This is a genomic window from Xenorhabdus yunnanensis (assembly GCF_028598805.1).
In the GTDB taxonomy this organism is placed as follows: domain Bacteria; phylum Pseudomonadota; class Gammaproteobacteria; order Enterobacterales; family Enterobacteriaceae; genus Xenorhabdus; species Xenorhabdus yunnanensis.
Window position 1 is genome coordinate 43276 of record NZ_JAQRFI010000019.1, and the last position, 13456, is coordinate 56731.

Consider the following 13456-nt stretch of genomic DNA (forward strand, 5'->3'; position numbering starts at 1 on the left):
GGGATCATGAGTGCAGAAATAAGAGAAGATTTGGATATCGCTGTTGTTGGTTTATCAGGTCGGTTCCCGGGAGCAGAAAATTGCACTGAATTTTGGCGAAATCTATTGATGGGAGTGGATGGCATCTCCCGTTTTACAGAGGAGGAGCTGCTTCAGGCAGGGCATGATATTCAAAAGATACGCAATAAAGATTTTGTCCCTGTTAACGGTGTGCTGGAAGGGGCAAATTATTTTGATGCAGAGTTCTTTGGATACAGTCAGGCAGAGGCTGCACTGTTAGATCCACAAACACGTTTGATGATGCAGTGCGTCTGGCATGCGTTGGAGAACGCCGGTATTGATCCAGATAAACGGGGGCGCAATATCGGGCTGTTTCTGGGCGCGCGCAGTACGGTACAGTGGACAATGCAGGCAATGTTGTCTGAACAGGTTGAAAATGTTGGTGGTTTTCTCGCGTCCCAATTAGCCAACAAAGATGCCATGAGTACATTGATTTCTTGGAAACTGGGGCTGGAAGGCCCCAGTTTTACCCTCCAGACCGCTTGTTCAACCAGTTTGGTAAGCGTGCATCAGGCTGTACAGAGTTTGTTGAGCGGTGAGTGTGATGTTGCGGTTGCGGGTGGCGTCAGCCTGTTGTTGCCACAACAGAATGGGCATACCTATCAAGACGGTATGTTGTTTTCAAAAGATGGCAAGACCAGGGCCTTTGATGCAGAAGCGACCGGTAGCGTGTTCGGCAGTGGTTTGGGGGCAGTGGTATTACGGCGGGCAGGAGATGCTATTGCGGATAATGATCCTATTTGGGCGATCCTTAAAGGTTCAGCCATTAATAATGATGGTGCCCGCAAAGTCGGCTATACAGCTCCCAGCGTCAAGGGGCAATCGGATGTGATTCGTTCCGCTTTGCAGATGGCAGAGATGAATGCAGCGGATTTGGATTTTATTGAATGTCACGGCACAGCAACTTCGTTGGGAGACAGCATTGAATTTATGGCGTTGTGTGAGGTTTTCAATGAAAAACTATTCAGTGAAAACCATCCTTCTGCCGATCTGAATCAATGTGCTCTGGGGTCAGTGAAAACCAATATTGGACATTTGGATTCAGCGGCTGGTATAGCAGGCTTTATCAAGATGGTGATGGCTATCAGATATGGTGTGATCCCGCCGACGTTGCATTTCCAACGTCCTAATTCACAACTGGGGTTTGAGCAATCTCCGTTTTATATCAACACGTGCGCCGAACCGTGGTCATCAAAGCAAGGGAAATTGAGAACCGGTGGCGTGAGTAGCTTTGGCATTGGTGGAACCAATGCACATATGGTACTGCAACAATATATTTCTGCTGCTGGGGAAAACACCGCCAAGCTCTGTTTTTTCCCATTCTCGGCGAAAAACAGAGCTTCTTTGGCACTGCAATTGGAGTCAGTATCCCAATGGCTGGTGCAGCAATCCCATTTAGATCTTCAGGCTCTATCCCATACCTTGGGTAAACGGCGCAGTTTTCCGTGTCGGATCATGTTTGCGGCAGACTCAAAATTTGTGTTGATGCAGCAAATTAAAACTTATCTGGAGTTTGAAGAAGATGAAGATGTATTAACTTTAATTCCTCAATTCTTGGAAAAAGGCGCGGTACTACCAGATGAGCGTTCAGAGGTGCTTGTCGCCTTCACCAATTGGATATCTGGTCAGACGAAAGAACCGGCAAAGTTTCTTTTCTCTCCCTTCAATGGACAACCGCTGATAGATATCCCCGGATATGCCTTCATGCGTGAAGAACATGGTGCAGGGCATATTACGGACAAACGTTGGAGACAAATTGCCAGTGTTATTGCCGCGACCGGTGACAATAACTTATCCAAAAATATGCCGGGTTTATTGTTGCCATTCTGGAAGCCAGTCCGTTTACCGAAAGCATCAGTACAGGAAAAAGCACAGGAAAAAATACCCCATTCAGTACTGCTGTGTGATCAATCACTGGCATCACAAGCAAATGATTGGGTAGATAAAAGCCAGATTGAGATGATTCGCTTGAATATGTTGTGTTCGGATCAAGTCCGAAATGCTCTGGCAGAGCTATCTCATGATTTGCAAAAGAACCGATCTCTGGTGTTGTCATTGGTGTTTCCTTCTGATGGATTTTCTTTTGCACCTGACTCCCTGCAAACACTATCTGATCTGGGTAAGGTGTTGGTAGAGAATGACTTCTCTGCGTTTGGTTCTGTACATATTTATTTGGTCATGCCAGCTATGACAGGTGATGGTGGATATTCGGCTGCATCTGTTTTAACCGAGGCAGCGCTCAAGGCATTGGCTTTGGTGATCCCACAAGAGATACCGGGTATCGAATGTGCGTTCTTATATTTACAAGAGCACAATTATTTACAGAAGTTCAAGTATTTACAGAAGTACAATGCAGATGGGATAGCCTCCACATTGACTCGATTACTGCAAACGCCATTGCATGGCCCTTTGAAACTGAATCATGAGGGGCTGTTTGTTGAAGATTTCCGCTGTCCGGATGCGGAAGAAAATGAAGTGGTGGATGAATCTCATTTCATGGGAAAAACCTATGTTATCACCGGTGCTGGCGGCAGAATGGCTAAGGCGATGGCAAAAGTCATTGCACAGCGTTTTCAGGGGAAATTGGCGCTAATTAGCCGTCAATCCGCAGACTCAGCGGCGATGCAACGTTTACTGATGGAGTTGCAGGAAGCTGGTGCTGGTGCGGTGGAAATTTTTCCGTATGCGCTGGAAAGTGAAGAAGATGCGTTAACGCTGTTTAAGTCTATCCGTCATCGCTTGGGAGATATCCACGCAGTGATTCATGCAGCGGGAGTAACGGATGGCGACTCTTTTTCTCCGTTGGTCAGGCTTAATGCTGAGCATTATCAGGCGCAACTCCAGCCTAAAGCTCAGGTAGCGGCTGTGCTTACCAAAGTATTTGAAAGCATTCCGGTTGAATATTGCTTTGTGACGTCTTCCATGTCGGTATTTTTTGGCGGCATTGCTCATGCGCCATATGCGATGGCGAATTTATTTCTGGATGGTTGGGGACAGAGACAAAACAGACGACCACAAAATCCCCGTTGGATTGTGGTGAACTGGGAAACGATTCATTTTGATGAAAAGCCTCATTTGGCAGAGGAAGAACGAGACGATGCGCTTGTTTGGGGACGTAATGAAGTGGCTTTTTCTGGCTTTGAATTCCCCGCCTTGTTTGAACGCAGCTTGCGTGAATATGATCGTGAAAACCAGAAAATCTTCTCTGCTGGTCAGTTTATGGATCGGCTTTATGCTTGGGGGGGAAGACGAATTGCCAATGGTGATCGCAAGCCACAAGCAACCAGCGGCATCAAATTGAAGCCCAGACCAGAAACTCTGCATTCTGTTTATCAGCCTCCAGCCAATGAGATGCAAAAGGAAATTACCGCAATATGGAGCCAGATACTTGGCATTGACGGCATTGGTATTGATGACAAATTTATGGCGCTGGGGGGAGATAGTTTAAAGACCATTGTAATGGCAGAGAAGGTGTATAAAAAAATAGGCAAGCGGGTTGCCATTCAGGATTTCTTTGCACAACCAACCATACGTGAGATTGAACGACAGTTTCTTAACGATGAGCAGGATGTTTCCCCATCGGTTTTGCCTTCCGTTGACTTATCCGAACCTATTATCGCCAGTTCAGATCAGGATTTACTGTATATACATCAGATCACTTTTGCCAACAGCAGCTATAACATGCCAATGGCTTTCCGGTGTCCCAGTTCGATCAGTGCAGCTTCCATTACTGAGGCGATAGAGCAAGTCGCTGACAGGTATCCGGTGTTGAAATGTTTGTTTGAAAGGCAGGGGGCTGATTTGATGATGCTGCCTCAGCGTGACACTAACGTGGGGATGTTGGTATCCGAGGCGGGAGAGAGACAGGAGGAAAATTTTGCTCGTCTGGAGCAATTCGCCAATATGCCTTTTGATCTGCATACTGAGCTGCCGATTCGGGCCATGATGCTTACGGGCTCAGGTGCTTTTCCATTCCACCAAGTGCTCATCGTTGTTCATCACATCGTATGTGATGCCGTTTCTTTGGGGATCCTTGCTGATGATTTTCAACGTTTACTGCAAGGATTACCGTTGCCTGCGCCTGAGTATAGTTTTGCTGCCTACAGGCGCTACAGGCTGGAATCTGAAAATGAGGATAAGGTACGGAAGGAAAAAGCTTATTGGCTCGCCAATCTGTTGCCGCTACCTGCGCCGTTGTCGTTGCCTGTGGTGGAAGGATATGACTGGCACACCGATGCTGAAAGAGATCGAGGCATTATGCTGGAGAAAGATCTTTCTCCACAAACCAGCTTGGAAATCAGACAGTTGTGTGATGAGCTTGGTTTGCCTGCATTTACCTTCTTCCTTGGGGTATTTGGTGTCTTGATGGCAAAAATTTCCCGTGCTGACTCCTTCTTGCTCGGCGTTCCGGTCACAGGGCGTATGCAGCCGGAAGAATTGGCGTTGGTTGGTTATCTTGTCAACATGCTGGCATTGAAAATCGAGCCGGAGGCCGATCTGCCTATGGCGGATTATCTGCTGCAACTTAATGCTCAATGGGCTGAAAGTGTCCCTTATCAAACTTATCCAATGAGTGTATTGCTGGAAGATCTCAGTGCTGAACGCCATGTTCAGGGACGCCGGGGTAAACATCCGTTGTTTGATGTGGTGTTCGGTTATCTGCCCTTGAGCCTGAATGGTGCAGATGAAAGTAATGAAGTTAATAAAGAAAGCGGTTTTTCCCGGCTTGAATTGACGTTAGAGGCAGTCAAGTTCGATTTGGCGATGGATGTATCCGAAACCAGAGACTCTTTTAATTGCACGATACAATTTCGCCAACAAATGTTCAGTGAGGCTACGGTTACAGCGGTATTTGATTATTTCTTTGTTTTGATAAACGAAGTTATCGCTAATCCTGACGAGGAAATACAAGAATTGCTCAAGAGCCTCAATTATGGGTATGCGCCTGAATCGTCCGCCCAAGCGAGCGATCAGGATATTGATTCAGAGTTTAATTTTTAAATATACCCGGCAGTTATTTGAATGAGCGCCAGTGGGCGTTTGCTGATTCTAACCAAAGCGAGTAAGAAGTATGCCTTTATTTTCAAAAACGATAACTGACTTTTGGCAAGCGCCATTATTGAATGGAAATATTATTTATAGTGATGATGTTTTTACTGTCGCCACTAATGCCAATCTGGAAGAAGATGATCGATTGATGGTGCTGGAAACCACCGATGGTCGGGTCATGGCGGTTTTGACGCCTGAACTTGCCGAAAAAGCGGGACTTTACCACCAAGAAAAGATGTCTGAAATAATCTTTCGCCAGAAATTGAATGAGGCAGATATTACTTTGCATGGCGCAGATTATATTTTTTATTTTTCAGAAGCTGAAAAAAATAGGTTGTTGCAAGAAAAGTTGTCAGCAGAAAATCTGGCTGGTGAGTTGCGCCAGTTAACAGAAGCGGAAGATGAAGATATTTTCGCTGAGTTCCAATCTTCCGCTTCTGAGCAGGATTTGGATAGTGCTTATGTAGAATTGGATCATTGGGCGGTATTTGGTTCTTTTGAGCAAAACCACCTGATTAGTGCTGCCAGTATGTATCCGTGGGATGATGTACAAATTGCGGATATGGGGGTACTGACATTAGCGCCTTTTAGAGGCAAAGGCCATGCCAGAAAAGTGGTGCGAACAATCAGTAAATATGCCTGTGCTCAAGGATATGAACCTCAATACCGATGCCAGCTCGATAACCTTGCGTCTTCGGCGTTGGCAAAAGCAGCGGGTATGGTGTTGTTTGGCAAGTGGGAGCTGGTTTCCCCTGATTCGAATAACTAAGCGGTCTTGTACTAAATAAAGCCTGCAACTTGAAATCCGTTGTTTATCAACAAATTTTAAACTCAATAAGAAAATAGTCACTATGTCAAAACTTAAAATAGCTGTGGTTGGTGGCGGCAATATCGGTTCCAGCCTTGCCTTCGACTGCGCTCTGCGGGGGCATGATGTAGTTGTTATCGAAAAAGATACACCTTCTTGCCAGCAGAGCAGAGAGAGTATTGTGGAAACCGCCAGTTATGCTCCACTGTTCAGTCCGCTTGCCAAGGGAAAAACTTCTGAAATGATCCTGCAAAATATCATTTGGTCGCAGGATTTACAGGCTGTGTCCGATTGTGAGTTTGTAGTAGAAAACATCACTGAGAATATTGCACTGAAACAAGCGTTATATGCGAATATGGCGGCATTTATTGCTCCTCATACTGTATTGGCAGCAAATACTTCCTGCATTCCCATCACTAAACTGGGTTCGTTTCATAATGAACCGTCTCAGGTGATTGGCGTACATTTTATGAACCCAGTGTATTTGAAACCGACGGTTGAGGTCATTATCGGCCTTAATACTGCTGAACAGACTCAGAAGCGATGTTTGGAGATTCTGGTGATACTGGGTAAAAATGCTGTCGTAGTGAAAGATGGTCCTGGTTTTGTTTCCAACCGAATTTCCCATTTATTTATGAATGAGGCGGCGTTCACTGTGCAGGATGGCATAGCTCAGCCAGTGGATGTGGACACGATATTTAAGGAATGCTTTGGTCATAAAATGGGACCACTGGAAACGGCTGATTTGATTGGAATCGATACTGTCGTTAATTCTCTTGATGTGCTCTACCAGATGTTTCAGGATTCAAAATATCGTGTTTGTCCGTTGATGCGAACAATGGTCGATGCAGGGCACTTAGGGCGGAAAACAGGTAAGGGTTTTTATACGTATTAAATTTTGTTGTTATTTGATTTATCTATGAATAACCGCCCTGTTTTATCAGACATTCGACTGCCCAGCCTGATAAAACAGTGGCGATTCACAAATAGCTCATCAATTAAAATGAATCGTCTAACAGAAAAAAGAGGGAAATATCCCCTCAATGATTTTTTCTGTTATTTCTTAATTCGCATGATGACTGATTCACCTACAACAACTGATCCGCTTACTTTAGTTAACTCTTTAATTTCGTCCATGTTAGAAATAACAACAGGAGTTAAGGTTGATTTAGCTCTTTCTTCCAGAAATGCCAAATCAAACTCTAAAACCAAATCGCCTTTTTGTACCCGCTGACCTTCTTCGGCAATGCGTTTAAAGCCTTCACCTTTCAGTTCAACGGTATCAATACCAAAATGGACAAATAGCTCAACGCCACTATCTGATTCGATAGAAAAAGCATGGTTAGTTTCGAAGATTTTACCAATGGTGCCATCAACAGGAGCGACAATTTTGTTACCGGTTGGTTTGATGGCGATACCATCCCCAACGATTTTTTCGGCAAAAACAACATCCGGAACATCTTCGATATTGACTATCTCACCTGACAATGGGGCGATAATTTCAATACTGCCGCTGTTTTTTTTATCGTCTGAAACCAGAGATTTTAATTTATCAAGCAGACCCATGAATCTTCTCCTAATTGTTTTAATGGGACCGTATTCTGGCTAATTTTTTAGCAGAGTGTTTTTTCTCTGGTAAAGGTATCAACCAAATCCATCAATTCCTGTGCGGTTGGCTGAGTTAGTGCTTGTTCTGCCAGCGCTTTTGCATCATCGTAAGTCGTATTACGGATGATCTTCTTAATGCGTGGAATTGATATTGCACTCATGCTGAACTCATCCAACCCCATGCCCAAGAGCAACAGTGTAGCGCGTTCATCACCGGCCAATTCTCCACACATGCCAGTCCATTTACCCTCCGCGTGTGAGGCATCAATAACCTGCTTGATTAGGCTCAGCACTGCTGGTGACATTGGGTTGTAAAGATGAGAAATCAGCTCATTACCACGGTCTACCGCAAGAGTATACTGAGTTAGATCGTTTGTCCCAATACTAAAAAAGTCAACTTCTTTTGCAAGATGTTTAGCAATGGTTGCAGCAGCAGGTGTTTCCACCATGATGCCGACTTCAATCGATTCATCAAATACCTTGCTTTCATTGCATAGCTGTTCTTTCAGTAACGCAAGCTCGGCTTTCAATTCCCGTATTTCTTCAACTGAAATAATCATTGGGAACATGATGCGAAGTTTACCAAATGCAGAAGCTCTCAGGATAGCACGTAATTGAGAATGTAAGATTTCTTTACGGTCAAGGCAAATACGGATCGCACGCCAGCCAAGGAATGGGTTTTCTTCTTTTGGCAGGTTCATGTAAGGCAGATCTTTATCCCCACCAATGTCCATCGTCCGGATAATGATGGCTTGATTACCTACGGCTTCCGCAACTGCTTTGTAGGCTTCAAATTGTTCGTCTTCAGTTGGCAGGGAATCGCGATCCATAAACAGGAATTCAGTACGGTATAAACCGACACCTTCAGCACCATTGCGTTCAGCACCCAGGACATCACGTACCGTACCGATATTGGCGCAAACTTCAACTTGGTGACCATCCAATGTGATGGCTGGTAAGTCTTTCAGTTTCGCCAGTTCGGATTTTTCTGTCAGATACTCACTTTTCGCGGTTTTTAGTTTCTCGATTTCGCTATCGGATGGATTCACATAAATGTGGTTATTGACTGCATCCAGAATCAGATAACTGCCGTTTTTGATTTGTTTGGTCGCGTTGGTTGTACCAACAATGGCGGGTAATTCCAAAGAGCGAGCCATGATGGAGGTGTGGGAAGTTCGGCCGCCAAGATCAGTGATGAAACCGAGGACTTTGTCCAGATTGAGTTGTGCGGTTTCTGAGGGGGTTAGATCATTGGCAACCAAAATGGCTTCTTCGTCAATGGTGCCTAAGTCGATAATTGGCATATCCAGAATATTTTTCAGTAAGCGCTTGCCAATATCACGGACATCGGCAGCTCGCTCTTTCAAATATTCATCATCCAGTTCTTCCAGTGCTTTGGCCTGATCTTCAATTACGGAATAAACGGCTGCATCTGCTGTTGCCAGATTTTTTTTAATAAGAGTGATAATTTCTTGTTCTAGCTCTTCATCTTCCAGCAACATAATATGGCCTTCGAAGATTTCGGCCTTCTCTGCACCTAGATTTTTTTCGGCTGTTTTTCTAATTATTTCTAATTGTGCGGAAGATTTATCGCGGCCTTGCTTAAAACGGGAAATTTCTTGTTCGACTTGTTCAGGAATAATTTTTTTCTGATTGATAATGATGGGATCTTCTTTCAGTAATAGCGCTTTACCGAAAGCAATTCCTGGTGATACTAAGATGCCTGAAATCATATTATATGGCCTTACTGCGGGTAATTACCTTTCATTAAGCCTTTTGGGAGGAGGCTCTGAATATCCCCGGATCAATAAAACCCGGGGATGAACTGAATGAAATAGATTGGTTTGATTGAGCAGGCGATTATTCCAATTCACCCATCAATTTAACTAAATGCTCAACAGCATGTTGCTCATCTTCGCCTTCAGCAGCAATCGTTACAACTGTACCTTGAGTCAATCCCAGCGTTTGCAGTTTAAACAGGCTTTTTGCGCTGGCAGACTTGCCTCCAGAAGTTAATGTGATGTCAGAAGCAAAGCCTTTCGCTTCTTTGACAAATTGTGCAGCAGGGCGAGTGTGGAGGCCGTTTGGTGCAGTAATGGTAACTTCTTGCTGGAACATAGTATTTCCTCAATAACTTAAATGTTCGTTGATAAGCTAAGAGAATTCTAAAGTTAGTGTATACCCTTCGTCTTTTAAATTGCAGCTTTGCTGGCTACGCTCACTCATCCCGGCCACATAGTTAGTGGCTACATAGTTGGCTATGCTCTTGGGGATTCGTTCCCTTGCCGTCGCGCTGCAACTCGAAATCCATTGGGGATAGTTGAATTCGCTTCGACTTGTACAACCATTAAAATGATAATGATATAAAGCGTATTCCCTTCGACTTTCAAGTTATTGTTTTGTTAAATGTAACTCGAAATTTATTGGGCCTATAATAATCATTATCAAAAAATTAACATATTTGATGCACTCAATTGTTGATTTGGTGTTAATACACGCTATCCTAATAATGGTCGGATTGAATAACCTTTCTACTGTCTGTTTGGCGATTAATTTCGTGCATCAAAATAATTACTGGTTAAATACTAAAGCTACTTGAATAAATCATCTAGGAAAGTTTTAAACTTTGATCTGATGCACAAAAAAGCACCCTTGAGGTGCTTTTTTGTCAATATTTATCAATGTAATGAAAAATTCTATAGAGTAGTTTTCAATCGCTATTTAGATCAGCAAATAACGCTGTACTCAAATAACGTTCAGCCGAAGAAGGTAGAATTACCACGATATTTTTGTCTTTGTATTCATCCTCTTGGGATATTTTGATGGCAGCCGCAACAGCAGCACCTGAAGAAATACCAGAGAGAATTCCTTCTTTTTCAGTAACTTCGCGTGCTATTTGAATTGCTTCTTCATTGCTGATTTTGAATACACGGTCAACTAATGTTAAATCTAAGTTATCAGGAATGAAGCCAGCGCCGATTCCCTGAATTTTATGCGGGCCTGGTTTCAGTTCCTCGCCTGCTAATTTTTGACTGATAACAGGTGAGTCTTCTGGTTCTACCGCAACGATAGTTACTTGTTTACCACATGTATTTTTCAAGTAACGGGCAACACCGGTGATTGTACCGCCAGTTCCGACGCCAGCAACGAAAACGTCTACATTGCCATCAGTGTCTTCCCAAATTTCAGGGCCAGTGGTTTTTTCATGAATTTCTGGGTTGGCTGGATTGCTGAATTGTTGCAGGAGGATAAAACGGTCAGGATCGCTGTCACGAATTTCATTAGCTTTATCAATAGCACCTTTCATGCCTTTTGCGCCTTCGGTCAACACCAAATTTGCGCCCAGAGCTTTCAGTAGCTTACGGCGCTCAATACTCATCGTTTCAGGCATGGTTAATGTCAGCTTATAACCACGGGCAGCTGCAACATAGGCCAGTGCAATCCCTGTATTACCACTGGTCGGCTCGATAAGTTCTTTATCTTGGGTCAGGATGCCTCGTTTTTCAGCATCCCAAATCATATTGGCACCAATGCGGCATTTTACACTGAAGCTGGGGTTACGGGATTCTATTTTTGCCAAGATGCGACCATTTGCGAAATTCTTTAAACGTACCAGCGGAGTGTGACCAATAGTCAACGAATTATCTTCATAAATTTTGCTCATTGTTCGATTGCCCCTAAAATACCGTAAATACTGATCAACCATACGCTAACATCTTATTTATGGAAATAAAGTTTCAATCTATTCTTATTATATAAAAGAATATTTAATAGCTATTTTATATTATTTGGAGTATTTAAAATTATTGGTGTAACTTTTTAGGCAAAGCCCCTGACATATTTATAGTCTGTCAGGGGCTTTGCTGTAGTTCATAGAAATAGTTGATAAAAATAGTTGATAGAAATAGCTGATGAAGAAAAACTAGTCGGCAGAAGCTAAATTAGCTTGATGAGCTGTGATTCAGGGCATGCTGAGCACGGTAGCGATCAACCCACATCGCTGTTGCCCCGCAAACAGCAACGGGCATAATAAACAGATTCACAATAGGTATCATGGTCAGTACACTTACTGTTGCGCCGAATTGAAGGTTACCTATTTTGTCTTGGCGCAAGGTATTGCGCATTGTGGTGAAACTGACTTTATGGTTATCAAACGGATAATCACAGTATTGGATCGCCAGCATCCAGGCACTGAAAATAAACCAAAGGATAGGGGCAATGGTTTGGCCTATTACCGGAATGAAGTAAAGTAACAATAAGACAAATGCACGAGGAATATAGTAAAGAATTTTTACCATTTCACGTTTCAGAATACGGGGAGTGTCTTTGAGTAAGTCGATAACGCCAGTATCTGGTGCTGGAATGCCTGTCAGATCAGCTTCCAGTTTTTCTGCCAGCAATCCATTAAATGGTGAAGCGATAAAATTAGCGAGTGTGCTGAAAAAATAGGTAAAAACCAATAAAATGGAGATAAGCGCAAGCGGCCAAATTAAATAGCTTAACCATTGCATCCAATCTGGTATTTTATCGAGAGTCCATTGTATCCAGCCATCCAGTTTATGGAATAGCCACCAAAATGAACCACCTAGCAATAAGATATTGGCTAATAACGGTAATAAAACGAATCGCTTAATACCAGGGCGGGTTATCAGTTGCCAACCTTGCATAATATAATGGAATCCATTTGGATGTTTTGGCAACTTTGTCGAATTCGTCATATTTTCTTATTCTCTCCTGGATGATTGAAACGGTATGATATAGGCAGGATTTTCTACTGACCAGCAGTTTTGTGGGCAAAAAATATCCGAAAAAACAGAGGAAATATCACTTTATGGTAAGAAAAGTAGGTAGAGACTTGCACTTGTCTTATTTGGCAAATACTCTTATCTAAAGAATATTCCGCCGTGGTGGCAATTAATTTAAACAACAGAGATAGCAATGATGCAGGATTTGCGTCTGATATTAATCGTTGTTGGTGCGATAGCCATAATAGCTTTGCTATTACATGGGTTGTGGACCAGCCGTAAAGAGCGTTCATCACTCTTTCGTGATCGCCCAGTTAAACGTCATAAACAGGGGCGTCAGGAAGAGTCAGGGGATAATGATGGCGATGAGTTGTTTGATAATACGTCAAAATCGAATGTTCAGGAGTCGGCAAAACCGCATACTGAACATTGTGCTGAGCCAGTTATCAAACATCGTGCGCCTGAATCGTCATCAGTAGTGCCTGATGATGGTTTGGATCCTTTACTTGCAAAGCATCAATCTGATGTAGCCGAAACCAAAGTGAAGGGTGTCGATGATCAACAGGAAGAACCGCAGCTTGGGTTGTTCGATCTGGTTGAATCCGCTGAATCAAAAGAAGCTGGAATAGCGGAGTCAGGCTCTGAAGTTGTGGCAGAGCAGTTAAAAACAGAAGAAAGTAAAGTGCTTTCTGAATCTGAACACCCCCAGAAAGAAACAGTGTTGGTATTGCATGTTGCCGCTCATCATGGGCAGGAACTGAATGGCGAAGTCTTGTTTCAAAGCATTTTGCAGGCAGGCTTCCGGTTTGGTGACATGAATATCTTCCATCGTTACTTGAATCCATCAGGTAGTGGTGCTGTGTTGTTCAGTTTAGCTAATATGGTAAAACCTGGCTCATTTGATCCAGACCAAATGACAGATTTCACTACTCCTGGGATCTCCATGTTTATGCTTGTGCCTTCATATGGTGATTCCAATCAGAATTTTAAACTGATGTTGCAGGCAGCGCAGCGTATCGCTGCTGATGTAGGAGGCGTAGTTCTGGATGGTGAACGCAAAATGCTTACACCACAGATGATCGAACTCTATAAAGCGCGTATCCGCAATACGCTCAACGTCGGTGAATAACCCCTCTTTTTAGTATCAGCCCCCGCCAGTCGGGGGTTTTTTTATTTCTGGTGAGAA

At 43.5% G+C, this 13456-nt stretch carries 9 protein-coding genes; 4 read left to right on the plus strand and 5 right to left on the minus strand.

The genetic code is table 11. The features are described 5' to 3' along the window. The first annotated feature begins 6 nt into the window (after nt 1–6). The 3 genes from PSI23_RS09840 (at nt 7) to PSI23_RS09850 (ending at nt 6812) form a co-directional block, all read left to right on the plus strand. Complete coding sequence (locus PSI23_RS09840) at nt 7–5061, plus strand: beta-ketoacyl synthase N-terminal-like domain-containing protein (RefSeq protein ID WP_273554923.1); 5055 nt, start codon at nt 7–9, stop codon at nt 5059–5061. A 70-nt stretch (nt 5062–5131) separates the two neighbouring features. Beyond that, nucleotides 5132–5878, plus strand: a complete 747-nt coding sequence (locus PSI23_RS09845; RefSeq protein WP_273554924.1) for a GNAT family N-acetyltransferase — start codon at nt 5132–5134, stop codon at nt 5876–5878. A gap of 82 nt (nt 5879–5960) precedes the next feature. Further along, on the plus strand, nt 5961–6812 hold the full coding sequence (locus tag PSI23_RS09850; protein WP_273554925.1) for a 3-hydroxyacyl-CoA dehydrogenase family protein: 852 nt from the start codon (nt 5961–5963) through the stop codon (nt 6810–6812). Between the two features lie 161 nt (nt 6813–6973). Here the strand turns inward: PSI23_RS09850 and crr are convergent, their stop codons facing one another. From crr to cysZ, 5 genes are all read right to left on the minus strand, one after another. After that, nucleotides 6974–7483: a PTS glucose transporter subunit IIA gene (gene crr / locus PSI23_RS09855; protein ID WP_273554926.1), complete on the minus strand. Its 510-nt coding sequence runs from the start codon at nt 7481–7483 to the stop codon at nt 6974–6976. Between the two features lie 47 nt (nt 7484–7530). Beyond that, nucleotides 7531–9258, minus strand: a complete 1728-nt coding sequence (gene ptsI / locus PSI23_RS09860) for a phosphoenolpyruvate-protein phosphotransferase PtsI (RefSeq protein WP_273554927.1) — start codon at nt 9256–9258, stop codon at nt 7531–7533. Between the two features lie 127 nt (nt 9259–9385). Beyond that, nucleotides 9386–9643, minus strand: coding sequence for a phosphocarrier protein Hpr (gene ptsH / locus PSI23_RS09865; protein WP_273554928.1), 258 nt, complete (start codon nt 9641–9643; stop codon nt 9386–9388). A 592-nt stretch (nt 9644–10235) separates the two neighbouring features. Next, the gene (cysK, locus tag PSI23_RS09870) at nt 10236–11189 is read right to left on the minus strand and encodes a cysteine synthase A (RefSeq protein WP_273554929.1); all 954 of its coding nucleotides are present in this window, start codon (nt 11187–11189) and stop codon (nt 10236–10238) included. Between the two features lie 277 nt (nt 11190–11466). Continuing rightward, nucleotides 11467–12243 carry a sulfate transporter CysZ gene (gene cysZ, locus PSI23_RS09875; protein ID WP_273554930.1) on the minus strand — a complete coding sequence of 259 codons (777 nt, stop codon included), beginning with the start codon at nt 12241–12243 and terminating at the stop codon, nt 11467–11469. A gap of 220 nt (nt 12244–12463) precedes the next feature. Between cysZ and zipA the strand changes: the two genes are divergently transcribed. Then, entirely contained in the window at nt 12464–13399 is a 936-nt protein-coding gene (gene zipA / locus PSI23_RS09880; RefSeq protein WP_273554931.1) for a cell division protein ZipA, read from the plus strand. Nucleotides 13400–13456 lie beyond the last annotated feature (57 nt).